23 protein-coding genes are annotated in these 25,307 nt (G+C 64.7%); 12 read left to right on the plus strand and 11 right to left on the minus strand.

Annotated features, from left to right (window positions below):
• Positions 1-242: 242 nt before the first annotated feature.
• Complete coding sequence (gene dnaG, locus AX729_RS33370; RefSeq protein WP_082770601.1) at positions 243-2,252, minus strand: DNA primase; 2,010 nt, start codon at positions 2,250-2,252, stop codon at positions 243-245.
• Between the two features lie 202 nt (positions 2,253-2,454).
• On the opposite strand from dnaG, the gene AX729_RS33375 reads away from it, so the two are divergent.
• Complete coding sequence (locus AX729_RS33375; RefSeq protein ID WP_061028396.1) at positions 2,455-3,018, plus strand: chlorite dismutase family protein; 564 nt, start codon at positions 2,455-2,457, stop codon at positions 3,016-3,018.
• 77 nt (positions 3,019-3,095) lie between these two features.
• Here AX729_RS33375 and AX729_RS33380 read toward each other — a convergent pair whose 3' ends face one another.
• Complete coding sequence (locus AX729_RS33380; RefSeq protein ID WP_061028398.1) at positions 3,096-3,494, minus strand: gamma-glutamylcyclotransferase family protein; 399 nt, start codon at positions 3,492-3,494, stop codon at positions 3,096-3,098.
• 76 nt (positions 3,495-3,570) lie between these two features.
• On the opposite strand from AX729_RS33380, the gene AX729_RS33385 reads away from it, so the two are divergent.
• Entirely contained in the window at positions 3,571-4,374 is an 804-nt protein-coding gene (locus AX729_RS33385) for an N-formylglutamate amidohydrolase (protein WP_061028401.1), read from the plus strand.
• Between the two features lie 4 nt (positions 4,375-4,378).
• On the opposite strand, the gene AX729_RS33390 is transcribed toward AX729_RS33385, so the two are convergent.
• Positions 4,379-4,999 (minus strand): LysE family translocator, encoded by a 621-nt coding sequence (locus tag AX729_RS33390; protein ID WP_082770602.1) that lies wholly within the window; start codon positions 4,997-4,999, stop codon positions 4,379-4,381.
• 125 nt (positions 5,000-5,124) lie between these two features.
• On the opposite strand from AX729_RS33390, the gene AX729_RS33395 reads away from it, so the two are divergent.
• Together AX729_RS33395 and AX729_RS33400 are read left to right on the plus strand one after the other, a co-directional pair.
• Entirely contained in the window at positions 5,125-5,439 is a 315-nt protein-coding gene (locus AX729_RS33395; protein ID WP_061028403.1) for an ArsR/SmtB family transcription factor, read from the plus strand.
• Positions 5,440-5,467: 28 nt separating this feature from the next.
• On the plus strand, positions 5,468-5,980 hold the full coding sequence (locus tag AX729_RS33400; protein WP_061028405.1) for an SRPBCC family protein: 513 nt from the start codon (positions 5,468-5,470) through the stop codon (positions 5,978-5,980).
• Between the two features lie 53 nt (positions 5,981-6,033).
• Here the strand turns inward: AX729_RS33400 and AX729_RS33405 are convergent, their stop codons facing one another.
• Positions 6,034-6,813 (minus strand): DUF2189 domain-containing protein, encoded by a 780-nt coding sequence (locus AX729_RS33405; RefSeq protein ID WP_061028452.1) that lies wholly within the window; start codon positions 6,811-6,813, stop codon positions 6,034-6,036.
• Between the two features lie 240 nt (positions 6,814-7,053).
• Between AX729_RS33405 and AX729_RS33410 the strand changes: the two genes are divergently transcribed.
• Positions 7,054-9,282 carry an ATP-binding protein gene (locus AX729_RS33410; protein WP_061028408.1) on the plus strand — a complete coding sequence of 743 codons (2,229 nt, stop codon included), beginning with the start codon at positions 7,054-7,056 and terminating at the stop codon, positions 9,280-9,282.
• Positions 9,283-9,470: 188 nt separating this feature from the next.
• Here AX729_RS33410 and AX729_RS33415 read toward each other — a convergent pair whose 3' ends face one another.
• The 4 genes from AX729_RS33415 to AX729_RS33430 all read right to left on the minus strand — a co-directional run bounded on the left by AX729_RS33415 (position 9,471) and on the right by AX729_RS33430 (position 13,750).
• On the minus strand, positions 9,471-11,081 hold the full coding sequence (locus tag AX729_RS33415; RefSeq protein WP_061028410.1) for an acyl-CoA synthetase: 1,611 nt from the start codon (positions 11,079-11,081) through the stop codon (positions 9,471-9,473).
• A gap of 185 nt (positions 11,082-11,266) precedes the next feature.
• Positions 11,267-12,403 carry an epoxide hydrolase family protein gene (locus tag AX729_RS33420; protein WP_061028411.1) on the minus strand — a complete coding sequence of 379 codons (1,137 nt, stop codon included), beginning with the start codon at positions 12,401-12,403 and terminating at the stop codon, positions 11,267-11,269.
• 129 nt (positions 12,404-12,532) lie between these two features.
• Complete coding sequence (locus tag AX729_RS33425) at positions 12,533-12,988, minus strand: GatB/YqeY domain-containing protein (RefSeq protein WP_061028413.1); 456 nt, start codon at positions 12,986-12,988, stop codon at positions 12,533-12,535.
• Between the two features lie 33 nt (positions 12,989-13,021).
• Positions 13,022-13,750, minus strand: coding sequence for an alpha/beta fold hydrolase (locus AX729_RS33430; RefSeq protein ID WP_061028416.1), 729 nt, complete (start codon positions 13,748-13,750; stop codon positions 13,022-13,024).
• Between the two features lie 146 nt (positions 13,751-13,896).
• Between AX729_RS33430 and carA the strand changes: the two genes are divergently transcribed.
• Positions 13,897-15,087 carry a glutamine-hydrolyzing carbamoyl-phosphate synthase small subunit gene (carA, locus tag AX729_RS33435; protein WP_061028417.1) on the plus strand — a complete coding sequence of 397 codons (1,191 nt, stop codon included), beginning with the start codon at positions 13,897-13,899 and terminating at the stop codon, positions 15,085-15,087.
• 45 nt (positions 15,088-15,132) lie between these two features.
• Here carA and AX729_RS33440 read toward each other — a convergent pair whose 3' ends face one another.
• Positions 15,133-15,348, minus strand: coding sequence for a hypothetical protein (locus AX729_RS33440; protein WP_061028419.1), 216 nt, complete (start codon positions 15,346-15,348; stop codon positions 15,133-15,135).
• Positions 15,349-15,499: 151 nt separating this feature from the next.
• Here AX729_RS33440 and AX729_RS33445 point away from each other — a divergent pair, with 151 nt between their 5' ends.
• Positions 15,500-16,021 carry a cupin domain-containing protein gene (locus AX729_RS33445; RefSeq protein WP_061028421.1) on the plus strand — a complete coding sequence of 174 codons (522 nt, stop codon included), beginning with the start codon at positions 15,500-15,502 and terminating at the stop codon, positions 16,019-16,021.
• Positions 16,022-16,107: 86 nt separating this feature from the next.
• On the opposite strand, the gene AX729_RS33450 is transcribed toward AX729_RS33445, so the two are convergent.
• Complete coding sequence (locus AX729_RS33450; protein WP_061028423.1) at positions 16,108-16,629, minus strand: Dps family protein; 522 nt, start codon at positions 16,627-16,629, stop codon at positions 16,108-16,110.
• A gap of 112 nt (positions 16,630-16,741) precedes the next feature.
• Here AX729_RS33450 and AX729_RS33455 point away from each other — a divergent pair, with 112 nt between their 5' ends.
• The 3 genes from AX729_RS33455 to greA all read left to right on the plus strand — a co-directional run bounded on the left by AX729_RS33455 (position 16,742) and on the right by greA (position 22,087).
• Positions 16,742-17,443: a class I SAM-dependent methyltransferase gene (locus tag AX729_RS33455; RefSeq protein WP_061028425.1), complete on the plus strand. Its 702-nt coding sequence runs from the start codon at positions 16,742-16,744 to the stop codon at positions 17,441-17,443.
• A 498-nt stretch (positions 17,444-17,941) separates the two neighbouring features.
• On the plus strand, positions 17,942-21,406 hold the full coding sequence (gene carB / locus AX729_RS33460) for a carbamoyl-phosphate synthase large subunit (RefSeq protein ID WP_061028427.1): 3,465 nt from the start codon (positions 17,942-17,944) through the stop codon (positions 21,404-21,406).
• Between the two features lie 207 nt (positions 21,407-21,613).
• Entirely contained in the window at positions 21,614-22,087 is a 474-nt protein-coding gene (gene greA, locus AX729_RS33465; protein ID WP_024340382.1) for a transcription elongation factor GreA, read from the plus strand.
• A 190-nt stretch (positions 22,088-22,277) separates the two neighbouring features.
• Here the strand turns inward: greA and AX729_RS33470 are convergent, their stop codons facing one another.
• The gene (locus AX729_RS33470; RefSeq protein WP_061028429.1) at positions 22,278-22,757 is read right to left on the minus strand and encodes an Lrp/AsnC family transcriptional regulator; all 480 of its coding nucleotides are present in this window, start codon (positions 22,755-22,757) and stop codon (positions 22,278-22,280) included.
• A 268-nt stretch (positions 22,758-23,025) separates the two neighbouring features.
• On the opposite strand from AX729_RS33470, the gene trxB reads away from it, so the two are divergent.
• The gene (gene trxB, locus AX729_RS33475; protein ID WP_061028432.1) at positions 23,026-23,991 is read left to right on the plus strand and encodes a thioredoxin-disulfide reductase; all 966 of its coding nucleotides are present in this window, start codon (positions 23,026-23,028) and stop codon (positions 23,989-23,991) included.
• 4 nt (positions 23,992-23,995) lie between these two features.
• Positions 23,996-24,919, plus strand: coding sequence for a LysR family transcriptional regulator (locus AX729_RS33480; RefSeq protein ID WP_061028434.1), 924 nt, complete (start codon positions 23,996-23,998; stop codon positions 24,917-24,919).
• Positions 24,920-25,307: the final 388 nt, after the last annotated feature.

The following is a 25,307-nucleotide window of genomic DNA, read 5'->3' on the forward strand; positions in this document are numbered from 1 at the left end:
CAACTTTCTCTCGCCGGAATTGCCTAACGCTTCGTCAGCCTCTTTGTCGCGGCGGATGCAGGTGTAGTGCCAACAGCAATTGCGCGGATTCATTCCTGACGCGTCTGTTATGCCTGCGACCGCTTCTGGGCCAAAGTGCTACAAGACCGTTAAGCCTCGATTAACCCTGTTTTTGCCGCCAAACCTTGGATTTGGCGAGTCTTTTAGCGGTTCCGGCCCCGGCCGTCCGCATGATTCTTTCATCACACGCTCTTCTGGAGCCGGCCCGACAGCTCGCCGAACCCCTCGATCAGGGCCTCGGTGCCGTCGACTTCCCCTATCCGAGCCTTCACGTCCCGCAGCCACGCCAAATTGGCCTCGCTGGGATCGTCCCCCAAGGCCAGCTCGGCGTCTTTCAGCTCTCTAAGTAGTGAATGCCATTGCCGATGCAAGGCAACCAGCTGATGCCAGGTGGCAAGAACGTCGTCCCTTGCGGCGCCCTCGAGGGCGGCCCACACCGCCTGGGTCGTGATGACGTTCTCAACCCTTTGAAGAACCTGAGAAAATCCGCCCTTTTCGAGGTCACCGCGCATCTTTTCGGCCAGCTCGCCGGGGTCCGGCGAATGGTGATGGTCGTTGGCGAAGGCGGCGATGATGCCGGCCCTGAGCTTATGGGCCTCGGGGTGGGCCAGCTCCAGCGCGGCAACCTCCTCAAGGTGCTCATGCAGCAGCCAGGGGTGGTTGATCAGGCATTTCAGGATCAGGGCCTCGCGGCGGGAGATAGCGCTTCGCTGGCCCCGCATGATCGGGCTTGCCGCCAGCTGCGGGCTCGCGGCCTGGTAGGGGCCGGAGGGCAGCGGGAGGGAACCGGACGGGCCACGGCGGCCGCCGCCAAATCCCTGTCCGCCGAATCGATTCGGCTGGCCCCCTGCCCTCGGCTGGAACGGCCGGCCGTTACCGCCGGAGCGGAAATTGCCCCGGCCGCCAAAGCCGCGCCCACCTTCGGGCGCGAAGGTGCGCTGCAGCCGCTCGACGAACTCGTCGCGATAATAGCGCCGCACCACCTCGTCACGGATGCCGTTGGTGAGCTCCTTGATGCGCGCCTCCAGCGCGGCCCGGCGTTCGGGGGTGGCGAAATTGCCGCCTTCGAGCTCGCGCGACCAGATCATGTCGGCGAGCGGACGGGCAGCTCCGATCACGTCCTCGATCGCGCCGCGCCCGCCCGAGCGGACGAGATCGTCGGGGTCCTGCCCCTCCGGCAGCAGCGCGAAGCGCAGGCTCTTGCCGGGGCTGAGGAAGGGCAGCGCGAGATCGGCGGCACGGTAGGCCGCCTTCTGCCCGGCCCGGTCGCCGTCGAAGCAGAGGATCGGCTCGTCCGCCATCTTCCAGAGCAGCGCGAGCTGGCTTTCGGTCAGCGCAGTGCCGAGCGGCGCGACCGCTCCGGCAAAGCCGGCAGTGACCATGGCGATGACGTCGACATAGCCTTCGACGACGATCAAGGCGCTGCCGTCATGCGTGGCTTTGCGCGCGGCCTGGTGGTTGTAGAGATTGTCGCCCTTGTGGAAGAGCGGCGTCTCCGGCGAGTTCAGGTATTTCGCCGGAACGTCCTTCTCCAGCGCGCGTCCGCCGAAGGCGATGACGCGACCGCGCAAATCCGTGATCGGAAACATCACGCGATCGCGGAAGCGGTCGTACGGCACGGGGATGTCGTCACCGCCGATCAACAGGCCGGTCTCGACCATGTCGTCGACCGAGACGCCGAGCTTGCCGAGATGCTCCTTCAGCGCAAAGCGGTCGGGCGGGGCATAGCCGAGGCGGAACTGCAATTGCGTCGCCGGCGAGATGGCGCGATCGGCAAGGTAGCCGCGCGCTTTCGCACCAACACGCGAGGCCAGCGTCTCCGCGAAGAATTTCGCGGCGAGATCCATGACGTCGTGCAGCGACTTGCGCCGCTGCTCGTGCCGCGCCGCATCCGGAGTCACCGCCGGCAGCGGCAGGCCCGCCATGTTGGCGAGCCGCTCCACGGCCTCCGCGAACGGCAGACCGTCGGTCTCCATCACGAAGGTGATGATGTCGCCGTGCTTGCCGGAGGAGAAGTCGTGATAAAAACCCTTCTGGTCGTTGACGTAGAAGGACGGCGTCTTCTCCTGCTGGAACGGCGACAGCCCCTTCCACTCCCGCCCGGCCTTCTTCAGCTTGACGCGCTTGCCCACGACTTCGGAGACCGAAAGCCGGGCACGAAGCTCGTCGAGGAATTGGGGCGTGAAGCGCATGATCCCGTGTGTAGCGCGAAACCGTCTGAGTCGGGCGAAGGATCAGGGATATAGGTACGGCTTGCCCGAAAGTCAGGTTTGTCCGGCTTATCCGGGTTATTCGACCTATGCACAGGGGCCCTGGTCCGTCATCGGGGCGCGCCCGTCGCCCCGAACGACAAGAACTCTTGAACCGCGCCCGGTTCCACGCTTCCATGGGCTCATGTTCAGGACCTTTCGAGGCGGTCAGAGCGGGGGCTGGCGCGTGACCTCGATTTCATCAGTGACGGGCGAGCCCCTGCCCTTCATGCCGGCGCTGTCGGTCACCGACAGCGAGGCCGTCTCGTTGCCGCTGGTGCCCTCGCGCACGGCCTGGCGGCTGGTCGGCGTCGCGAGCAGCCTGCGCTACACCGAGCGGCCCGAGAAGCAGCAGCTCGTCGCCGTGCAAGCCGGCCTCGGCCGCATCGAGGCGACCAGCGCAGCGCTGATCCCGATCCGCAAATCGCAGGCGTGGTGGGAGCTGACGCAGGAAGAGCGCCGCAGGATCTTCGAGGACAAGTCGCACCACATTGCGAGCAGCCTGCGTTTCCTGCCGGCGATTGCGCGCCAGCTCTATCACTGCCGCGACCTCGGCGGCCCGTTCGACTTCCTGACCTGGTTCGAATTCGCCCCCGCGCACGCTTCGCTGTTCGAGGAGCTGGTGGCGATGCTCAGGCAGACCGAGGAGTGGACCTATGTCGAGCGCGAGGTCGACGTGCGCGTGGTGAGGGAAGTGCTGTCGGCCTAGCGCGTGATCCGGACGCAACGCGTGGCGCAAGCGGGAGAGGTGAACGAGCCGCGGCGATTGATTCAAACCATTCGGCTTCAATGATCGAGGAAGCGCCCGGACTCGATGTGCGGCAGGCCGGTGACGGGCCAGTTGTAGACGTAGGTCCAGGCCTGCGTGATGGCGCCGCCGGGCAACGTGACCTCGATCAACTGCCGCAGATATTCGGTCGGTTCCGGAAAGCCCTCGCCGCAGGCCTCGTACATGTCGAGCTCGCGCAAGAGCTCGTCGGGCACGCGCAGCTGGAAGAGCTCGCCATGGACGATATCCGCCGGCGCGTCGGAAAGCAGCAATCCCGGATAGTGCTTCACCAGAACGAGCCGGCCGCGGCAGGTCGCTTCGCCCAGAAATTCCGCATGGCCCGCCAGCAACCGCGCCATCGGATGATCGAAACCACGCATCAGGGTGCCGTAAACGAAAAGTCGATCGGAGCTCATGGTCTTCCAACGTTGCGACGAGGGCGCAATACCGCTACTCCGTTTACACAGGATATTGTTCCCCACGCAAACGAGGATGGCTTTGGACCCAGCCGAGGCGACCGATCAACTGCTCGGCGAGGGCGACATTCCGCCCGTGCATGAGGTGAATGCGGGCGGTCAATCGCCGTTCCTGCTCACCGCGGATCATTACGGGCGGGTGCTGCCGCGTGCGCTCGGCGATCTCGGCGTCGCGGAAGGCGAGCTCGTCAGGCACATCGCCTGGGACATCGGCATCGCCGGCGTCGCCGAGCGGCTGGCCGGGATGCTCGACGCGCATCTGATCGCGCAGCGCTATTCGCGCCTCGTGATCGACTGCAACCGTCCGCCGGGCGTCGCGAGCTCGATTCCCGTGATCTCCGAGGCGACGGCAATTCCGCGCAACGAAGGCATTTCGGAGCAGGAGCGGAAGGCGCGGAGGCGCGAGATCTTCGAGCCCTATCATCGCCGCATCGACGCCGCGATCGATCGCCGTTTGCACGTCGAGCGGCCGACCGTGCTGGTCTCGCTGCACAGCTTCACGCCGGTCTATGCCGGCGTCGCGCGGCCATGGCACATCGGCGCGCTCTACAATCGCGACAGCGTGCTGCCGCAGCTGCTGCTGAAACATCTGCGCGCCGAAGGCGACCTCGTCGTCGGCGACAACGAGCCCTATGCGGTGGACGACCTCACCGACTACACCATTCCCGTGCATGGCGAGGCGCGCGGCCTCGTCAACACCGGCATCGAGATCCGCCAGGATCTCATCGCGGACCAGTCCGGCCAGCAGCAATGGGCCGAACGGCTGGCGCGGATCTTTTCCGAAATCGAGGTGGAGCTGAAGGCTCAGCTGCTGGTGTAGGGCCTCACTTCGCCCTGGTCAGCGCCAGCCAGATGCCGCCGCCGATCATGAAGCCGCCGGAGATGCGCGACATCATGCGGGTGCGGCGCGCCGAGAAGAATTTGCGGGCGCGCCCGGCGGCGATGGCGTAGAGCGCGTCCGTCATCACGGCGGTGACCATGAAGGTGGCGCCCAGCAGCGCGACTTGCGGGAAGTGCGGCTGGTTCATGTCCATGAACTGCGGGATGAAGGCGCCGAAGAACACCAGCACTTTCGGGTTCGACAGCAGCACCAGGAATCCCTGCAGGAAGAAGCCGCCGCGCGGCGGCGGTGGCGGCGCGTCGAGATCGACACCCTCGACCGGCGCCCAGATCAGCTTGATGCCGAGCCAGACCAGATAGGCGGCGCCGGCGAAGCGCACCCAGTCGAACCAGTAGCCCATGGTCGCCATCAGCGAGGTCAGGCCGACCGCGACGATGCCGATGACGATGGCAAGCCCGGCCTGCGCGCCGGCAACGTTGATGAGCGCCGCGCGCGTGCCGTGGCGCAAGCCGTTGGCGATGACCAGCGTGACGATCGGTCCCGGCAGCAGCGCCAGCGCAATGCAGGCGGCGACGAAGGCGAAATAGGCTTGCATAGACATCATGGCGGAGACTCAGCTGAAGACGCGGCGGCTCATTAATGCACGCCGGCGGCAGGAACGGAAGCCGGGCGCGATGCTTCGCCAAGGCGGATTGACATGCAACCATTTGGTTGCTTATTATCATCCTCATGGATGAGGTCTTCAAGGCGCTCGCCGATGCGTCACGACGCTCGCTCCTGGACAGGCTTCACGCCAGGAACGGCCAGACGCTGAACGAGCTCTGCGAGGGCCTTGCCATGACGCGGCAGGCCGTGACCAAGCATCTCGTCATTCTCGAAGAGGCCAATCTCGTCACCGCCGTCAGGCATGGCCGCGAGAAGCTGCACTATCTCAATCCGGTGCCGATCCATCAGATCGGCGAACGCTGGATCAGGAAATTCGAGCGCGGCAAGCTCGCTGCGCTCGGCGAGTTGAAACGCCAGTTGGAGAAGCGCGATGAGTAAGCCCGCTCAACAAAAGGATTGATGCGCGATGAACCTCGAGCAATTCAAGCCTCTCACCGTCTACACCATCTACATCGCGTCTACGCCGGAGAAGATATGGGAAGCTCTGACCGCGGCCGAGTTCAGCCGCGAGTACTTTTCCGGTTTCGCGGTGGAGATGGAGCCGAAGCTCGGCGGCACCTTCATCGTGCGCGCCCCTGACGGTTCGGAGCACATCTCCGGCAAGGTGTTCGAATACGATCCGCCCAGGAAGCTGACGGTGACGTGGGACGTGAACTGGCCCGGCCTCGTCGAAAAACTCGGCTCGACCGTCGTCACCTATGAGATCGAGCCGGCCGGCGAAGCCGTCCGCCTTACCCTGAGCCAGCGCCATGATCGCCCGCTCAGCGACGACATCCTATCCGGCGGCCGCACCGGCTGGCCCGCGATCCTGTCGGGGCTGAAGAGCCTGCTGGAGACCGGCAAGGCGCCGCAGATCACGATGTCGCCTCCAGTGAAGCTGCTGGAAGCGCTGAAGGCGATGGGGATCAAGATGCCTTAGGCGCTGCAAATCGATACATCACACGTATTCGTCCTGCCTTCGTCCGGACCACGTCAGAGTTGCGGCAGCGGCGCCACGAGCCGCCGATAGAGATGCCAGGTCGCATGCCCGAGCACCGGCAGCGTCACGATCAGCCCCAAGAAGTAGGGTAGCGCCGAGACGATCAGCAGCATCACGATCACCGCGGCCCAGGAGATCATCGGCAGCGGGCTCGTCACCACCGCGCGCACGCTCGTCACCATCGCCGTGACGAAGTCGACGTCGCGGTCGAGCAGCAGCGGAAACGACACCACCGTCAGCGAGAACAGGATCAGCGACAGCACGGCGCCGACTGCGTTGCCGATGCCGAGGAACAACAGGCCTTCATTCGTGGTCAGAACCACCGTCATGAATTCCTGCAAGCTCGAGAACGAGGCGTTGAGGCCGAGCAGCAGCGCGATCAGGAGCCGCACCTGGTACATCCAGACCACGAACACGAACAGCGTCACGAAGGCCATCCAGCCGATCTCGCTGCGCGAGCGTATCGCCGACCAGATCGCGCCGAACGAGACCGGCTCGCCACGCTCGCGGCGGCGGCTGACTTCGTAGAGGCCGATCGCCACGAACGGCCCGATCAGCGCAAAGCCGGCAGCAAGGGGATAGACCAGATAGATCATGCCGAAGGCGGTGACACAGAGCATGATGGCGATGCCGCCGGCGGCGTAGAGCACGCCGAAGCAGAGACCGTAGATCGGCAGCGCCTGGAAATCGCGCAGGCCTTCGACCAGCGCCTCGGCGATGTCGGTCGCCGCAACGGGACGCACCACCGGATCGACCTTGCCCGAGATGGACATCAGCTTCCTCCGCAAATCGGCGCGATCTTTCGTCGCGCGCATGCCGCGATATTAGCGACGCCGCGCGGAGGCGCAACTTGATGCCGGCCGGCGCGAAGAGAGCGGCGACGCAACGATGCTCGCGATGCGAAATCTTTAGCCTTTGGTGCGATATTCGCGACCATGACTATGGACGGGGCAGACAATCGTACCTCAAATTGTACCTCCAAGCACCCTCGCCCGAGAGCGGATCGTCCATCGATGAGCCTGCGTACCCGGTTACTGATCCTCGTCATCGCGGCCATGCTCGTGCCGGCGATCTTGGTCGGGCTCCGTTTCGTGCAGAACCGGGCCAGCGAGATCGACGCGGCGCTGGCCAATCTGGCCGCATCCGCCGACGACATCGCGAGCGATCTGGGCGAGAAGATCCAGGGCACCGCCCAGCTTCACTATGGTCTCGCCCGTGCCCGGGACCTCGACACGCGCGACAAGGCGGCGTGCTCGGCGTTTCTGTCTGATGTCCGCGAAGAATATCCGCAGTTCACGGGCATCCTGACCATCGATCCCGACGGCAGTCTGTTCTGCGACTCGCTGCGGACCGACCGCACGCTCGACCTGAATGATCGCGGCTATTTCAAGCAGGTGAAGGGTCTTCACGGCGTCGTCGCAGTGGAGCCGGTGTTCGGCCGGCTCACCGGACTATCGGTGCTGCAGATCGCCTATCCCGTGCGATCGGAGGCGGGTGCGCTGAAATTCGTGCTGCTCGCGTCATTCAACCTCAACAAGTTCGCAGAATTTCACGACAAGCGGCTGCTCGCCGAGAAGGACATCCTGCTGATCGACGCCAAGGGGACCGTGCTGGTCGCCCCCACGGGCGGCGGCTGGAGCGAACCCGTCGGTGGATCCATTGCGGCCTCCGACCTGTTCCGATTTGCGGCAGCGCCCGATCGCGAGCCGTTTCGCGAGGTGAGCGACCGCGAAGGCCGCACACAGATCTGGGCCGTTGCCCGCTCGCCTTCGATCCGCAAGGCGGGCCTCTACATCCTCGTCGGACGATCCAAGGACGGACTGCTGGCGGCGGCCAATCGCCGGCTGTTGGAGGACACGGCAATCCTTGCGGTGGCTTCGCTGCTGTTGCTCGCCGGTGTCTGGATCCTTACGACCGTGAGCGTCGGGCGCCAGGTCGGACGGCTCGCCGCCATGGCCAGGAGTCTCGGGCGTGGCGATCTCAGCGCGCGCATTCCGGAGCCCCACCCTGGCGGCGAGCTCGGCGGATTGATGACCCTGCTCAACAGCACGGCCGAATCGCTCGAGCAGCAGCGAGCCGCCATCGCCGATCTCAGCCACAAGCTCAGCCAGTCCCAAAAGATGGAAGCCATGGGCCAGCTCACCGGCGGCGTGGCGCATGATTTCAACAATCTGCTGACCGTCATTCTCGGCAACTCGGAGCACCTCGCCGGCAGGCTTGCGGCCAACAAGGAATTGCAGCGGATCGCCGACGACATTGCGACCGCCGCCGAGCGCGGTTCCGACCTGACGCGGAGCCTGCTCGCCTTCGCGCGCAAGCAGCCGCTGCGACCGCGAGAGATCGACATCGCCGAGCAGGTGACCGGCATGAAGCAGCTTCTGCGGCGGACCCTGGGCGAGCACATCGACTGCAGCTTCACATTCGGGCCGGATCTATGGCTCGCCAGCGTCGATCCCAGCCAATTGGCGACGGCCGTGCTCAACCTCGTGCTCAATGCGCGCGATGCGATGCCCGACGGCGGCAAGCTGATGGTCGAGGTGCGCAACATCTCGCTCGGTGAATCCGACCTCGACGTCAACGGCGAGCCGCGGCCGGGCGACTACGTCATGCTGGCTGTGCAGGATACCGGGACCGGCATGAGCGGCGAGGTGTTGGGGCGCGCGTTCGAACCGTTCTTCACCACCAAGGAGGTCGGCAAGGGGACCGGCCTTGGCCTCAGCATGGTCTACGGGTTTGCGCAGCAATCCGGCGGACTTGTGCAGATGCAGTCCGAACCGGGCCAGGGGAGCGTCGTCAGGCTGTTTTTTCCCCGCCTCGCGACGCCGCCGAGTGAGGAGCCGCTACCGGCGGAGCGTGGCACCGCACACGACGGACACGAGACGATCCTCGTCGTCGAGGACGATGACATGGTGCGAGCCTATGTCGAGAACGAGCTGAAGGCGCTCGGCTACCGTGTCATCGCGACATCGAACGGGCCCGCGGCGCTGGATGTGCTGCGCCAGCCAGGAGACGTCCACTTGCTGTTCACCGACGTCGTGATGCCCGGCGGCATGTTCGGGCCGGAGCTGGCGAGGCAGGCAACCGGCCTGCGGCCTGGTCTCAAGGTTCTCTTCACTTCCGGCTACAGCCAGAGTCCCGTGAAGACGCCGGACCAAATCGGCGCACGCATTCTGACCAAGCCGTTCCGGCGCAAGGATCTTGCTGCGATGCTGCGGGCCGCCCTCTCGGAGCCGTCGCGGTAGATCAGGAGCCGATCGCGAGTTGGAGCGCCACGCGATTGATTGCCTGTCCGCTCATGAGACGGACCCTCCTAGATCATTGCAGAAAGCAAGCTCGCGTCTCATGTCGATGATATTGACTTGAGACTTCAGTCGGTTGTGGTCGGCGTTCGCCCCCATCCCGCCGCCCACCATCTTTGCAATGCAGGAAGCTAGCCCCTCGCCCGCAGCTCGCGCCGCAGCACCTTGCCGGTCGCCGTCATCGGCAGCGTCTCGGCGAATTCGACGAAGCGCGGATATTCGTGGGCTGCGAGCTGCACCTTGACGAACTCCTGGATCTCCCGCGCCAGCGCATCGCTGCCGGCAAAGCCGGGCCGCAGCACGATCCAGGCCTTGATGGACTCGGTGCGGATCGGATCGGGAATGCCGACCACCGCCGCCATCGCGACCGAAGGGTGCTTCATCAGCGTGTGCTCGATCTCGGACGGGCCGACGCGATAGCCGGCGGTGGTGATGACGTCGTCTTCGCGGCTGACATACCAGAAATAGCCGTCCTCGTCCTGCACGCCGAGATCGCCGGTGAGCAGGAACTCGCCGGCATATTTTTTCGCCGTCGCCTCGGGATTGCGCCAGTATTCGAGCATCGTGCACGGGCAGGGCTGGCGCACGCCGATGATGCCGCGCTGGCCCCTCGGCTGTTCCTCGCCCTTGTCGTTGACGATGCGGACGTCGAAGCCCGGCGTCGCCTTGCCCATCGAACCGGGGCGGATCGGAAACAGGTTCGAGTTGCTGCCGATCACGAGATTGCACTCGGTCTGGCCGAACACCTCGTGCGCGTCGATGCCGAAGGTCTCGCGGACCCAGCCGAGCAGCTCGCCGCCCAAAGACTCGCCCCCCGTGAAAATGCTGCGCAGCTTGACGCCGGGGTGCTTCACGCCGGCCTGCCGCATCAGCTTCAGCGCGGTCGGCGGCAGGAAGACGTTGCGCACGGAAAGATCGGCCATCATCTGCATCGCCGCCTGCGGCTCGAATTTTCGCGCGCGGTGGCCGACCAGGGGAATGCCGTGATACCAGAATGCGAGCAGGCCGTTGACGAGGCCGCCGATCCAGGCCCAGTCCGCCGGCGTCCACATGAGATCGCTGGGCCGCGGCAGGAAGTTGTGGCACATCTCGACATTGGGGAGATGACCGAGCACGACGCGATGCGCATGCAGCGCGCCCTTCGGATTCCCTGTCGTGCCCGACGTGTAGATGATCAGCGCGGGATCGTCGCACGACGTATCGACCCGCGCGAAGTCGGGCGATGCGGCCTTCACCGCATCCCGGAACGACTTGGTGCCGGCGGGCGCGCGCTCGCCGACGATGTAGACGTTCTTGAGCTCAGGCAGGCGATCGCGGATCTTCGCGAGCTTCTCCCAGCCGCTCTCGTCCGTGACAATGGCCTTTGCTTCGGAATTCGACAGGCGGAATTCCAGCGCATCCTCGCCGAACAGTGCGAACAGCGGGATCGAGATCATGCCGGAGCGGAACGCCGCCATGTGCACGATCGGCAATTCCAGCGACTGCGACAGGAACACCGCGACGCGGTCGCCGCGAACCAGACCATCGTTCTTCAACACATTGGCGAAGCGGCGCGACATCTCCGCGACCTCGTCGAAGGAGGTACGGCTCGTCGCGCCGGTCTCGTCGACATAGATCAGCGCAAGCCGCCCCGTCCCGTCGGCATGGCGATCGCAGCACGCTTCCGCGATGTTGAAACGCGCCGGAATGTCCCAGCGGAAATTGCGATAGAGCTCGTCGTAGGTGGAAGCTTCGGTCAGCATGGGCTTGGGTCGTTTCCCGATATCTTGTTATTGTGCAGTCTAAAGCCACGGGAGCGCGGAACAAGTCCCGCACGTCATTCCGGGGCGCCCGCAGGGCGAGCCCGGAATCCATCAGACGGCAGTCAGCGCTGCATGATGGATTCCGGGCTCGACGCTGACGCGTCGCCCCGGAATGACAGTGGGGACTACCGCACCGTCGCGAAGAACTTCCTGACATCGCGCACGAACAGCTCCGGCTGCTCGAAGGCGGCGAAGTGCCCGCCCTTCTCCATCTCGCTCCAATGCGTGATGTCCGGGAAGTTCGGCTCCATCCAGCGCCGCACCGGCGTGATGATCTCCTTGGGAAACACGGCGACGCCCGTCGGCACCTTCACCACCGGCGTGGTACGGCGCTTGCCGAAACTTTCCCAGTAGAGCCGCGCCGAGGAGGTCGCCGTCTCCGTCGCCCAATAGAGCATGACGTTGTCGAGCAGCTCGTCCTTGCTGAAGATGTTCTCGGGATGGCCGTCGCAGTCGGTCCAGGCCCAGAATTTCTCCAGGATCCAGGCCGCCTGCCCGCTCGGTGAATCCGTCAGGCCATAGCCGAGCGTCTGCGGGCGCGTCGACTGCTGCTTGGAGTAGCCGGAGTCGAGATCGGCATAGTGCTTGAGCCCGGCGAGCGCGCGCTTTTCCTCCGCCGTCGGCTCGCCCTCGACCTTGGGCGCCGCGCTGAAGGCGAGCGTGATGTGGATGCCGGCGCAATGCGCAGCATCCTGCGCACCGAGCGAGGTCGTCACCGCCGAGCCCCAATCGCCGCCTTGCGCGCCGTAACGCGCATAGCCGAGCCGATCCATCAGCTTCGCCCAGGTCGCGGCGATGCGGTCGACGCCCCAGCCGGTGGTCTTCGGCTTGGCCGAGAAGCCGAAGCCCGGCAGCGACGGGCAGATCACATGAAACGCGTCCGCGGGATTGCCGCCATGCGCGGCGGGATCGACCAGCGGCGCGATCACCTTCTGGAATTCGACGATCGAGCCGGGCCAGCCATGGGTGATGATCAGCGGCAGCGCCGAGGGCTCCTTCGAGCGCACATGCACGAAGTGGATGTCGAGCCCGTCGATCTCGGTGGTGAACTGCTCGAAGCGGTTGAGCTTCGCCTCGCGGGCGCGCCAGTCGTAATCGTTCGCCCAATAGGTGCAGATCTCCTGGATCCACTTGAGCGGCGCGCCCTGACTCCAGTCGTCGACGAGTTCGGCCTCCGGCCAGCGCGTGCGGGCGAGGCGTGACTTGAGATCGGACAGGATGTCGTCGCTGATGGCGATGCGAAACGGTTTGATGACGGTCATCGGTTGCCTCCCAGTTTCTTGTTGTCATTCCGGGGCGTGCGGAGCACGAACCCGGAATCCATTGAGCAACGGATTCAGCAGCGCGATGTATTCCGGGTTCGACGCTTCGCGTCGCCCCGGAATGACAGCTCAGCCCGACAGCGCCGCCTTGACCAAGCCGCTCGCCTTGCCGAAATCCATCTGACCGGCGTATTTCGCACGCAGCACGGCAATCACCTTGCCCATGTCCTTCATGCCGGCGGCGCCCGTCTCCGCGATCGCATCCGCGATCGCCTTCGTCACGTCATCCTCCGACATCTGCTTCGGCAGATAGGCCGAGATCACCGCGATCTCCTCGCGCTCCTGCGCGGCGAGCTCGGCGCGGCCGCCCTTATCGTAGAGCTCGACCGCCTCCTGGCGCTGCTTGATCATCTTCTGCAGCACGGCGAGGATGTCGGCGTCCGACAGCGGCGGCTTGCCGTTGCCGCGCGCGTCGATGTCGGCGTTCTTGATGGTCGAGTTGACCATGCGCAGCGTGGAGAGCTTGCGCTCGTCCTTGGCCTTCATGGCCTCTTTGACCGCATTGTTGATGTCGTCGCGCAGCATGATCGTGATCCCTTCGAATATCCGACGCCTGATCTAGGCCGTTCGCGTCCCTGAGACAACCTCGGTTCCGAGCCATTCGGTGAGCGCCCGCACTGTCGCTTCCGGCTGTTCGGCTTGCGGCAGGTGCCCGCAGCGGTCGAGGATCACGAGCCTTGCGCCGGCGATGCCCTCAGCCATCTCTTTCGAGAACGCATTCGGGATCGTGCTATCTGCGTCGCCCGTCAGCACCAGGGTCGGACATGTGATCGTCGCCAGCGTCGGGCGCGAATCCACCCGCGCGATGATCGCAGTCTGCTGCCGCAGATAGCCGTCCACTCCGACATCCTCGTCCTGCGCATGCACGAGCTTGAGAATATCGGCGTCATCGCGCCGCGACGGATGCACGAGCTCCGGAAAGCTCTCCTCGCGGACGGCGCGGAGCTCGCCGCGCCTGGCGCGCTCCATCTGGGCATGTCGGCGCGCGGTCGCTTCCGGCGTGTCGGGCCGCGCCTGCGTGTTGATCAGCGCGAGCCTTGTCACGCGCTCGCCCGCCTGGCGCATGATCTCGAAGGCGATGTAGCCGCCCATCGAATGGCCGGCGAGGGCGAAGCGGGGCGGCGCCTCGGCGAGGATGCGGCGCGCGATCGTCGCCATGCTGTCGTCGCGGATGTGGTTGGCGACCGTGACCGACCCGAAACGCCAGAGCGCGGGGATCACGGGCGCGTAGATCCGGGCCGAGGACGCCAGCCCCGGAACCAGCACAATCGGGGTCGTCCGGTCCATTATTGCCTCGCAAGCCCGGGAATTTGCCGGAAATTAGCCGGCCGAGCTTAAGGCGGCCGGGAGGCCTGTCAAATATGCAAAAACGCATGTGAATCGGCGCTCCTGCGCTTTGACGGCGGCGCCCGCGGGGACTATGAAGCGGGCTCATGACACAACATGACAACGATCCCGCTTGGCCGGACCACAAACCGACCGCGCTCCTCGTGCTTGCCGATGGCACGGTGCTCGAGGGCTTCGGTCTCGGCGCCGAAGGCCACGCCGTCGGGGAGGTCTGCTTCAACACCGCGATGACCGGCTATGAAGAGATCCTCACCGATCCTTCCTATGCCGGACAGCTCATCACCTTCACCTTCCCGCATATCGGCAATGTCGGCACCAACGACGAAGATATCGAGACGGTGAACATGGCCGCGACGCCCGGCGCGCGCGGCGTGATCCTGCGCACCGCGATCACCGATCCCTCGAACTATCGCGCCACCAGGCATCTCGACGCCTGGCTGAAGGCCCGCGGCATCATCGGCCTCTCCGGCATTGACACCCGCGCGCTGACCGCGCTGATCCGCTCCAAGGGCATGCCGAACGCCGTGATCGCGCATTCCAGGACCGGCGAGTTCGATTTGCATGGCCTCAAGGAAGAGGCGCGCGAATGGCCGGGCCTCGAGGGCATGGACCTCGTTCCGATGGTGACCTCCAGCCAGCGCTTCACCTGGGACGAGGCGCCGTGGCTGTGGGACAAAGGCTTTGGACGCCAGGAGAAGCCGGAATTCAACGTCGTCGCCATCGACTACGGCATCAAGCGCAACATCCTGCGCCTGCTGGCCGGCGTCGGCTGCAAGGTGACGGTGGTGCCGGCGACGACGTCGGCCGAGGACATCCTGGCGATGAAGCCGGACGGCGTGTTCCTGTCCAACGGTCCGGGCGATCCGGCCGCGACCGGCAAGTATGCCGTGCCCGTGATCCAGGACGTGATCAAGTCGGGCACGCCGACCTTCGGGATCTGCCTCGGCCACCAGATGCTGGGCCTTGCCGTCGGCGCCAAGACGAAGAAGATGCATCAGGGCCATCACGGCGCCAATCACCCCGTCAAGGACGAGACCACCGGCAAGGTCGAGATCACCTCGATGAACCACGGTTTCGCCGTGGACGAAAAGACGCTGCCGAAGGGCGCGACGCAGACCCACATCTCGCTGTTCGACGGCTCCAATTGCGGCATCCAGCTCGACGGCAAGCCGGTGTTCTCCGTGCAGTACCACCCGGAGGCATCGCCCGGCCCGCGCGACTCGCATTATCTCTTCCAGCGCTTCGCCGACCTGATGCGGCAGAGGAAGAGCGCGTAGAGCGACAACATCTCCCGGCGGATGGTGCCGCCGGGTCCGGCTCCCTCACGGACGCATGAACATGAAGTCCGTGTCGGGATCGCAGTTCTCGGCGATGAAGCGCAGCTCCGCCTGGATGTCGGCGACCGGTCTCGTCTCCAGATATTTCGAGATCACGAGACTGAGCAAGGCGCGGCAGACGGCCTCGTGCCCGAGGCCGGTCGTCTCCGCCTCGTCGACGGCCGCCGAGAAATGACGCTGCGCAACGTCGGATGCGTACATGGCGTTCCCCTCTTTCGCTTTGATTGGCGTGCCCGCCAATGGCCGCCTGCGCCTTGATCTCCGTCAAGCCGGCGTGGCGTATGGACGGCGTCAGGAACCAAGGGAGCTGCGCCGTCTTGATTCCTGGTCTTTTGCCGCTCGGAGCCCTGCCATGTCCGTCGTCCGCGACAAGACCGAACCCCTTGCCATCGTTTTCGAGGATGACGGGCTCGTACCGAACAACATCCTTCCGTTCCTGGTCTATCAGGGCGCGGTCAAGCTCGATCCGAAGCAGCCGGAAGAGACGATCGAAAACCTGTTCGAAGAGAATGCATGGGGCGGGATGTGGCGCAACGGCGTCTACGACTATCTGCACTATCACGCGACGGTGCATGAGGTTCTCGGCGTTGCGCGCGGCAGCGCCCGTGTTCGTTTCGGCGGCGACCATGGCCGGGAGCTTGAGATCAAGGCCGGCGACGTCGCGATCCTGCCGGCCGGCACCGGCCATCAATGCATCTCGGCAAGCGACGATTTCTGCGTCATCGGCGCCTATCCGCCTGGCGCAAAGATGGAGATCACGCGGGCGACGCCGGAAAACCATGCCAAGGCGCTGACGACGATCCCGAAAGTGGCGTTGCCGCCGGCCGATCCCGTGACGGGCAAGGATGGCGCGCTGATGCGGTTGTGGCGGTAGCCAAGCACGCGGTGCCGTAGGGTGGGTTAGCCCAGCGATTGCGCGAAGCGCAATCGCAGGGCTAACCCACCTACGCAGTTGCGCTATTACGCCTCGTTGCCGCCCTCCTGGCGTGTGGCTTCGAACAGGAACCACGTGCGGCGCTCGGTCTCGTCGATGAAGTTCTCGAGGATGCTGGCGCTGGCCACGTCGCCGGCCTCGTCGCAGACCTCGTGCGCCTTGCGCATCGCAGCCGCGACGTGCTTGTTGTCCTGCATCAGTTCACGCAGCATCTCGCGGGGCGGGACGTAGTCCTCGTTGTTGTCCTTGATGGTCTGGAGTTTTGCGACCTGGCCGATCGACTTCAGCGTGGTGCCGCCGATCTTGCGGACGCGCTCGGCGAGCTGGTCGGTGGTGGCGAAGATCTGGTCGGACTGCTCGTCCAGCAGCAGATGATAGTCCCGGAAATGGCGCCCGCTGATGTGCCAGTGGAAATTCTTGGTCTTGAGATAAAGCGCGAACGCGTCGGCCAGAAGCACGTTGAGCGCCTCCGAGACCTTCTTGACCCCGTCGGGCGACAGATCGGTGGGGGTATCGAGATCGGGCGAGACCTTGCTGGTTTTGCTCACGGGAGACCTTCCTGTTAGACGCGGATATTGACGGCGCGCCGTCGCACCCCTAACGCAAGGCGGCAGCGCCGGTTCCTCCATCGGAACCGTTTGGCCGGGACCTTCGAATACCATGGATGATTGGATCGATTATTACGATTCCACGCATACGATCTATGTCAGCAAGCTGCATCGCGATTTGCACTTCCAGATCATTGCGCGGGACATCATCGGCTACATCCCCTCGCCCGACGCGATCGTGCTCGACTTTGCCTGCGGGGAAGCGCTGTCGGCGAGCCAGGTGGCGGCGGCCTGCGGTCAGCTGATCCTGGCTGAGCCAGCGCCGGGGGTGCGCGGCCGGCTGATCGCGCGATTTGCCCCCAACACCAGGATCCGCGTCCGCTCGCTGGACGACGTCCGCAAGATGCAGGATCAGTCGATCGACCTCGTGGTGATGAACTCGGTCGCACAATACATGACGCCGGAGGAGCTCGATGCCGCTCTCCTCAACATCCGCCGTATCCTGAAGCCCTCCGGCAAGCTGGTGCTCGGCGACATTCTCCAGCCCAATGTCGGCATGGTCAGGGATGTCATGGCGCTGCTCGGCTTCGGCCTGCGCCACGGCTTCCTGAAGGACGCGCTGGTCGGGCTGATCAGCACCGCGCTGTCGGACTATCGCCAGCTACGCTCGCGCATCGGGCTGCAGCGCTACAGCGAGACGGAGATCACCGCCAAGCTGAAGGCGGCGGGCTTCGCGGTCCAGCGCGCCCACGGCAATATCGGCCATAATCGCTGGCGCATGACCTTCATCGCGCGGCCGCCTCTGGTCCGTTAAGCATAACAATTAGCCGTTGTAGCTTGTCGCGCTGCAATCGGACATGATCGCCGCGGCCCGGTGGCGGAAGTGTCTACGCGGGGGCGGTGCATCGCTCTTCATCCTGGTTCAAATCCAGGCCGGGTCTCCAGCCTTCGCTGGCTTCGCCAGCTTCGGCTAGGCGAGCCCTTTCGAAGCAAAGGCTGCCTCGGCGAAGCCCGAAGGGCGAAGACGGGCGTGGCACAGCCACGCCGGACCCGAAGGGGCGAAGCGTGTCCGGCGTAGCTGGAGCGCAGCGCAAGCGAAGACGGACGTTCCGGAAGAACCGCCCCGAGTAGCCTCCCCCTCCCTCAAAACCCGTCAAAATTGCCGGTTGATGGGCATTTTTCGGGGTTTCGCCGCTCCTAAAACTGGTCTAAGACCCACCCGCGCGCGAGGGAGACCCCGCGCTCTCGCCAAATGGGGACGCGCGGCAAGCGCGCCCTTTTTTTGTGCCCAGATCCCAGCCCGTGAGCGGTGATGCCCAAACGAACCGACATCTCGACCATCCTGATCATCGGCGCCGGTCCCATCGTGATCGGCCAGGCCTGCGAGTTCGACTATTCGGGCACGCAGGCGGTGAAGACGCTGAAGGAAGAGGGCTATCGCATCGTCCTCGTCAATTCCAACCCGGCCACGATCATGACCGATCCGGAGTTGGCCGATGCGACCTATATCGAGCCGATCACGCCCGAGATCGTCGCCAAGATCATCGAGAAGGAACGTCACGTCATTCCCGGCGGCTTTGCGCTGCTGCCGACCATGGGCGGTCAGACCGCGCTGAACTGCGCGCTGTCGCTGCGCCGCCAGGGCACGCTGGAGAAGTTCGACGTCGAGATGATCGGCGCCACGGCCGATGCGATCGACAAGGCGGAGGACCGCCAGCTGTTCCGCGAGGCGATGACCAAGATCGGGCTTGAGACGCCGAAGTCGCGGCTCGCCAATGCCTCCGAGTTGAAGAAATCCTTCCGCGAGAAGTATCAGGCCGCGCGTGCGAAGGCCTCCGGCGCCGAGCTCGAAGAGCTCGACCGGCAGTGGACCCTCGGCGAGAGCGAGCGCCGCAAGCGCTACCAGGAATATGCGCTGGGCCAGGCGATGATGGCGCTGTCCGAGATCGGCCTGCCCGCGATCATCCGCCCCTCCTTCACCATGGGCGGCACCGGCGGCGGCATCGCCTACAACAAGGAAGAGTTCCTCGACATCATCGAACGCGGCCTCGATGCATCTCCCACCAACGAAGTGCTGATTGAAGAATCCGTGCTCGGCTGGAAAGAGTACGAGATGGAGGTGGTGCGCGACAAGAACGACAATTGCATCATCGTCTGCTCGATCGAGAACCTCGATCCGATGGGCGTGCACACCGGCGATTCCATCACGGTGGCGCCGGCGCTGACGCTGACCGACAAGGAATACCAGATCATGCGCGACGCCTCGCTGGCGGTGCTGCGCGAGATCGGAGTCGAGACCGGCGGCTCCAACGTCCAGTTCGGCGTCAATCCCGAGGACGGCCGCATGGTCGTCATCGAGATGAATCCGCGCGTGTCGCGCTCCTCCGCGCTGGCATCCAAGGCCACGGGCTTTCCGATTGCCAAAGTGGCCGCCAAGCTCGCGGTCGGCTACACGCTCGACGAGATCGCCAACGACATCACCGGCGGCGCCACGCCGGCCTCGTTCGAGCCGACCATCGATTACGTCGTCACCAAGGTGCCGCGTTTTGCCTTCGAGAAATTCCCGGGCGCCTCGACCACGCTGACGACCTCGATGAAGTCGGTCGGCGAAGTCATGGCGATCGGCCGCACCTTCCAGGAAAGCCTTCAGAAGGCTTTGCGCGGGCTCGAGACCGGATTGACCGGCCTCGACGAGATCGAGATCGAGGGTCTTGGCCGCGACGACGACAAGAATGCGATCCGCGCCGCGCTCGGCACGCCGACGCCGAACCGCATCCTGCAAGTCGCCCAGGCCATGCGGCTCGGCTGGTCGAACGAGGACATCTTCAATTCCTGCAAGATCGATCCGTGGTTCCTCGGCGAGATGCGCGGCATCGTCGACATGGAGGAGAAGGTCAGGAAGAACGGCCTGCCCGGCAACGCTTTCGGCATGCGCACGCTCAAGGCCATGGGCTTCTCCGACGCGCGCCTCGCGGTGCTCGCCGAAACGACGGAAGCCGAGGTGACGGCGAAGCGCCACGCGCTCGGCGTTCGCCCCGTCTACAAGCGCATCGACACCTGCGCGGCCGAATTCGCCTCCCCGACCGCCTACATGTATTCGACCTATGAGGCGCCGTTTGCCGGCGCACCGGCGGACGAGAGCACGCCATCCGACAAGAAGAAGGTCATCATCCTGGGCGGCGGTCCCAACCGCATCGGCCAGGGCATCGAGTTCGACTATTGCTGCTGTCACGCCTGCTTCGCGCTGCATGACGCCGGCTACGAATCCATCATGGTCAACTGCAATCCGGAGACGGTGTCGACCGACTACGACACCGCCGACCGGCTCTATTTCGAGCCGCTCACGGCCGAGGACGTGCTGGAGATCATCGCGAAGGAACGCAGCAAGGGCACGCTGCATGGCGTGATCGTGCAGTTCGGCGGCCAGACGCCGCTGAAGCTGGCGCGCGCGCTGGAAGCCGCCGAAGTGCCGATCCTCGGCACCTCGCCCGATGCCATCGACCTTGCCGAGGACCGCGACCGTTTCAAGCGCGTGCTCGACAAGCTCCGCTTGAAGCAGCCGAAGAACGGTATCGCCTATTCGGTGGAACAGGCGAGGCTCGTCTCGGCCGATCTCGGATTGCCGCTGGTGGTGCGCCCGTCCTATGTGCTCGGCGGCCGCGCCATGCAGATCATCCGCGAGGAGAACCAGCTCAACGACTACCTGCTCGGCACCCTGCCGGAGCTGGTGCCCGCCGACGTCAAGGCGCGCTATCCGAACGACAAGACCGGGCAGATCAACACCGTGCTCGGCAAGAACCCGCTGCTGTTCGACCGCTATTTGTCGGACGCGACCGAGATCGACGTCGACTGCCTCTGCGATGGCAAGGACACCTTCATCGTCGGCATCATGGAGCACATCGAGGAAGCCGGCATCCATTCCGGCGACAGCGCCTGCTCGCTGCCGCCGCACTCGCTCGATGCCGCGATGATCGCGGAGCTGGAACGGCAGACCCGCGAGCTCGCGCTCGGCCTCGACGTCGTCGGCCTGATGAACGTGCAGTACGCCATCAAGGACGGCGAGATCTACGTGCTCGAGGTCAATCCGCGCGCCTCGCGCACGGTGCCGTTCGTCGCCAAGGTCGTCGGCACGCCGGTCGCGAAAATCGCCGCGCGCATCATGGCGGGCGAGAAGCTCGCCGACTTCAAGCTGAAGAAGGCAGAGCTCAAACACGTCGGCGTCAAGGAATCGGTGTTTCCGTTCGCGCGCTTTCCCGGCGTCGACACGGTGCTCGGACCCGAGATGCGCTCGACCGGCGAGGTCATGGGCATCGACCGCTCGTTCGCGGTGGCGTTCGCCAAGAGCCAGCTCGGCGGCGGCACGCGGGTGCCGCGCAAGGGCACGGTGTTCGTCTCGGTGCGCGAGAGCGACAAGACGCGCATCGCCGAGGCCGTTCGCGAACTGCATTCGCTCGGCTTCAAGGTGCTGGCGACATCGGGCACTCAGCGCTTCCTGACCGACCAGGGCATCCCGACCGAAAAGGTGAACAAGGTGCTGGAGGGGCGGCCGCACATCGTCGATGCCATCACCAATGGCGACGTCCAGCTCGTCTTCAACACCACCGAAGGCCCGCAGGCGCTCGCCGACAGCCGGTCGCTGCGGCGCGCGGCCCTCTTGCATAAAGTGCCGTATTACACCACTCTTTCCGGGGCCGTGGCGGCCGCGCAGGGCATCCGCGCCTATTTGGGTGGGGACCTTGAGGTTCGTACCCTGCAGAGCTACTTTTCGGAAACCTGATCGCTGGCGGCGGCGAAGCTTCCGCTAAGTGATTGGCAATCAACCCACAATGGCCGGGAGGAACTGTCCGGCCATGTGGTTGTTCTGTTCCGGCGCCAGACCCACATGAGATCCCGGAGGGCGCATGTTCAGCCCCGGGAATACCGACGAATCAAGGTTGCCGCGCCTCTCGTTTTTGGGGCGCGCAGCTGAAGGACGAGAGAAGAGATGGAAAAGGTTCCGATGACCCAGGCCGGCTTTGTCGCGCTCGGGGAAGAATTGAAGAGGCGTCAGTCGGAGGACCGTCCGCGGATCATCGAGCACATCGCGGAGGCGCGCTCGCACGGAGACCTGTCGGAGAACGCGGAGTATCATGCCGCGAAGGAAGAGCAGTCCCACAATGAAGGCCGCATCGCCGAGCTCGAGGACAAGCTGGCGCGCGCCGACATCATCGACATCTCCAAGCTCTCCGGCGACACCATCAAGTTCGGCGCCACCGTGACGCTGGTCGACGAGGACACCGAAAAGAAGACGGTGTGGCAGATCGTGGGCGAGGTCGAGGCCGACGCCAAGAAGGGCCGCATCTCCATCACCTCGCCGCTCGCGCGCGCCTTGATCGGCAAGAAGAAAGGCGCTTCCGTCGAGGTCAACACGCCCGGCGGTGCCAAGGCCTACGAGATCACCAAGGTGGAGTGGCGGTAAGGGTTTGCCATTGCGCACGACCATTTAAAGGGCCGCGCAACTGCGCGGCCTTTTTTATTGCTGAATGTTACTTGCGTGGGGGGAGCGCGTATTCTCGCCACCCGTCATTGCGAGCGTAGCGAAGCAATCCAGAATCTTTCCGCAGCGACAGTCTGGATTGCTCGCTGCGCTCGCAATGACGGAGGACGACTTACCTCCGCCCCTTCACATCCAGCGGCACGGCTGCCTCGTATTTCGAATTGTGCAGCACCAGCGAGGTCCGCACGTTGCGGACATGGGGCGCGGCGGTGAGGTGGGTGACGAAATCCTGGAAGGTCGCCATGTCGGGCGCGACGCATTTCAGGATGAAGTCGACCTCGCCCGACAGCATCCAGCATTCCCGCACCAGGGGCTCGGCGCGAACGAAATCCTCGAAGGCGCGCAGATCCGCCTCGGCCTGGCTGGACAGGTGCACGGCGGCGAACACGGTGACGTCGAAGCCGAGCTTGCGGGCATCGAGCAGGCCCCGATAGCCGTGGATATAGCCCTCCTCCTCCAGCGCCCGGACGCGGCGCAGGCAGGGGGGCGGCGAGATGCCGACGCGCTTGGCCAGCTCGACATTCGTGATTCGACCGTCGGCCTGAATCTCGGCGAGAATTTTCAGGTCGATCTCGTCTAGGTTCCGCGACACGTGATTGGAACTCCTGCCCTTTGCGGCGGTATGGGATGGTTTATCGGGAATCCTCATAGCCCAGTCCGCCCGCCCAGCGCAATTTTATTGCGCGTGCAGCGCAATCGACTTTTGTTCCTTGTTGGAAAAATCCGCCGAGAGGGAATGCAATTCTTGCATAGCTCACCAGATGGCTTAGATTAGCTCTGATATTTCAGCGCCTCCGCGAGGCCTCCCGGCACGTTCCGCGCCCGCGCTGCAAATCCCCCGTGCAAAGGCGTCCGTCGAAATGTCCGCTCCTGTTCACGCAAAGGTCGTCATCATCGGCTCCGGCCCCGCCGGCTACACGGCGGCGATCTACGCCGCACGCGCGATGCTGGAGCCGATCCTGATCCAGGGCATTCAGCCCGGCGGCCAGCTCACCATCACCACCGACGTCGAGAACTATCCGGGCTTCGTCGACGTGATCCAGGGCCCCTGGCTGATGGAGCAGATGGAGAAGCAGGCGGTCCATGTCGGCACGAAAATCGTCTCCGACCTGGTCACCAGACTGGACACTGCGCAGCGGCCGTTCCGCCTCACCTGCGACAGCGGCGACGTCTATCTCGCCGACACCGTGATCCTCGCCACCGGCGCGCAAGCGCGCTGGCTTGGCCTGCCGTCCGAAGCCAAGTTCCAGGGCGGCGGCGTTTCGGCCTGCGCCACCTGCGACGGCTTCTTCTATCGTGGCAAGGAAGTCATCGTGGTCGGCGGCGGCAACACCGCGGTCGAGGAAGCCCTGTACCTCACCAATCATGCCTCGCAGGTCACGATCGTACATCGTCGCGATCACTTCCGCGCCGAGCGCATCCTGCAGGAACGCCTGTTCAGGCACCCGAAGATCAAGGTGATCTGGGACTCCGCCGTCGACGAAATCTGCGGCACCGAGAACCCGAACAAGGTCACCCATGTCCGGCTCAAGAACGTCAAGACCGGCGCGCTCACGGATGTGAAGGCCGACGGCGTGTTCATCGCCATCGGCCATGCGCCGGCGACGGAGCTCGTCAAGGACCAGGTCAAGCTGAAACCGTCGGGCTATGTCGAGGTCGCCCCGAACTCGACCGCCACCTCGGTGCCCGGCCTGTTCGCCGCCGGCGACGTCGCCGACGAAACCTATCGCCAGGCCGTGACGGCCGCCGGCCTCGGCTGCATGGCCGCACTCGAAGCCGAACGTTTCTTGGCCCTTCGCGCCAGCGAGCGCGCGGCAGCGGAATAGAATCATGCCTCGAACACGTGACGGATTTACGGATATGGATTGGGACAAGCTGAAGGTGTTTCACGCGGCGGCTGAAGCAGGCAGCTTCACGCATGCGGGCGAGCAGCTCGGCCTGTCGCAATCGGCAGTGTCGCGCCAGGTGTCGGCGCTGGAGCAGGAGCTCTCGGTCTCGCTGTTCCACCGCCATGCCCGCGGCCTGATCCTCACCGAGCAGGGCGACCTGCTCTTCCGCACCGCGCATGACGTGTTCATGCAGTTGCAGGCGGCGCGCGCCAAGCTGACCGACAGCCGCGAGCGGCCCAGCGGCGATCTCAAGATCACCACCACGCCCGGCGTCGGCATCAACTGGCTGATCCCGCGGCTCGGCGAGTTCACCGCGCTCTATCCCGAGATCCGCATCTCGCTGATCGTCACCGACGAGGAGCTCGACCTGTCGATGCGCGAGGCCGACGTCGCGATCCGCACGCGCAAGCCGACGCAGCCGGACCTGATCCAGCGCAAGCTGTTCGCGATGGGCTTCCACGCCTATTGCTCACCGGAATACATCAAGCGCTTCGGCACGCCGCGCACGCTGGAGGAGCTCGACTCCCACCGCATCATCACGCTCAGCGACGGCAGCTTCGCCCCGCACCTGCAGAACCGCAACTGGCTGATCGAAGCCGGGCGCAACGGCTCCGGCCCGCGCGAAGCCTATTTCAAGGTCAACAACATCCTCGGTCTCGTGCGCGCCTGTCAGCAGGGGCTCGGCATCGCCGCGCTGCCGGACTATCTCGTCGAGGAAGAGAACAAACTCGTGCAACTGTTCGGCGAGTCGGACTCGATCCAGCTCGACACCTACTTCGTCTATCCCGAGGAGTTGAAGACGGTCGCACGCGTGCAGGTGTTCCGCGACTTCGTGGTGAGCAAGGCGCAGCGCTGGCCGTCCTGATTTCCGCATGACTGACATGCGGCCTCGGCTGTTGCTGCATGAGCCTCGGCAAGCTCATAATGTTTGCACGCTGAGCCTTCGCGTTGCGCATTTGTCCCCCTCCTCCAGTGGCGCGGGAGTTCAGTAATCCCTCTTGGAAGGTGATTGTGTCGGCCTCACGTGGCCAATACCTAAGCCGGGCCCTTCGGGTCCGGCTTTTTTTCTGCCGCATGAACCTTCGCCCTCCGCGTGTATTGACAGTTCCAGGCATACCCCGCATCGTTTGCAAATGATCACGAAGTCGTGCGCAGCCCATTCGAAAAAAGGCCCCCATTCGGGGACCTCGGATTTTTGCGCGCACTAGCTGACTTCGTCATCGCCGCAATCCCGAAAACCCCGCCGCCTGGAC

It is taken from the genome of Bradyrhizobium sp. CCH5-F6 (assembly GCF_001556045.1).
GTDB lineage: Bacteria > Pseudomonadota > Alphaproteobacteria > Rhizobiales > Xanthobacteraceae > Bradyrhizobium.

What these genes read in the sequence shown, in the direction of transcription:
- AX729_RS33445 (WP_061028421.1), top strand. Translation starts at nt 15,500, where the DNA reads ATGTCCGTCGTCCGCGACAAGACCGAACCCCTTGCCATCGTTTTCGAG.
- dnaG (WP_082770601.1), bottom strand. Translation starts at nt 2,252, where the DNA reads ATGCGCTTCACGCCCCAATTCCTCGACGAGCTTCGTGCCCGGCTTTCG.
- AX729_RS33415 (WP_061028410.1), bottom strand. Translation starts at nt 11,081, where the DNA reads ATGCTGACCGAAGCTTCCACCTACGACGAGCTCTATCGCAATTTCCGC.
- carA (WP_061028417.1), top strand. Translation starts at nt 13,897, where the DNA reads ATGACACAACATGACAACGATCCCGCTTGGCCGGACCACAAACCGACC.
- AX729_RS33375 (WP_061028396.1), top strand. Translation starts at nt 2,455, where the DNA reads ATGTTCAGGACCTTTCGAGGCGGTCAGAGCGGGGGCTGGCGCGTGACC.
- AX729_RS33455 (WP_061028425.1), top strand. Translation starts at nt 16,742, where the DNA reads ATGGATGATTGGATCGATTATTACGATTCCACGCATACGATCTATGTC.
- AX729_RS33430 (WP_061028416.1), bottom strand. Translation starts at nt 13,750, where the DNA reads ATGGACCGGACGACCCCGATTGTGCTGGTTCCGGGGCTGGCGTCCTCG.
- AX729_RS33405 (WP_061028452.1), bottom strand. Translation starts at nt 6,813, where the DNA reads ATGTCCATCTCGGGCAAGGTCGATCCGGTGGTGCGTCCCGTTGCGGCG.
- greA (WP_024340382.1), top strand. Translation starts at nt 21,614, where the DNA reads ATGGAAAAGGTTCCGATGACCCAGGCCGGCTTTGTCGCGCTCGGGGAA.
- AX729_RS33420 (WP_061028411.1), bottom strand. Translation starts at nt 12,403, where the DNA reads ATGACCGTCATCAAACCGTTTCGCATCGCCATCAGCGACGACATCCTG.
- AX729_RS33410 (WP_061028408.1), top strand. Translation starts at nt 7,054, where the DNA reads ATGAGCCTGCGTACCCGGTTACTGATCCTCGTCATCGCGGCCATGCTC.
- AX729_RS33440 (WP_061028419.1), bottom strand. Translation starts at nt 15,348, where the DNA reads ATGTACGCATCCGACGTTGCGCAGCGTCATTTCTCGGCGGCCGTCGAC.
- trxB (WP_061028432.1), top strand. Translation starts at nt 23,026, where the DNA reads ATGTCCGCTCCTGTTCACGCAAAGGTCGTCATCATCGGCTCCGGCCCC.
- AX729_RS33400 (WP_061028405.1), top strand. Translation starts at nt 5,468, where the DNA reads ATGAACCTCGAGCAATTCAAGCCTCTCACCGTCTACACCATCTACATC.
- AX729_RS33380 (WP_061028398.1), bottom strand. Translation starts at nt 3,494, where the DNA reads ATGAGCTCCGATCGACTTTTCGTTTACGGCACCCTGATGCGTGGTTTC.
- AX729_RS33480 (WP_061028434.1), top strand. Translation starts at nt 23,996, where the DNA reads ATGCCTCGAACACGTGACGGATTTACGGATATGGATTGGGACAAGCTG.
- AX729_RS33425 (WP_061028413.1), bottom strand. Translation starts at nt 12,988, where the DNA reads ATGCTGCGCGACGACATCAACAATGCGGTCAAAGAGGCCATGAAGGCC.
- AX729_RS33395 (WP_061028403.1), top strand. Translation starts at nt 5,125, where the DNA reads ATGGATGAGGTCTTCAAGGCGCTCGCCGATGCGTCACGACGCTCGCTC.
- AX729_RS33385 (WP_061028401.1), top strand. Translation starts at nt 3,571, where the DNA reads ATGGCTTTGGACCCAGCCGAGGCGACCGATCAACTGCTCGGCGAGGGC.
- AX729_RS33390 (WP_082770602.1), bottom strand. Translation starts at nt 4,999, where the DNA reads ATGATGTCTATGCAAGCCTATTTCGCCTTCGTCGCCGCCTGCATTGCG.
- carB (WP_061028427.1), top strand. Translation starts at nt 17,942, where the DNA reads ATGCCCAAACGAACCGACATCTCGACCATCCTGATCATCGGCGCCGGT.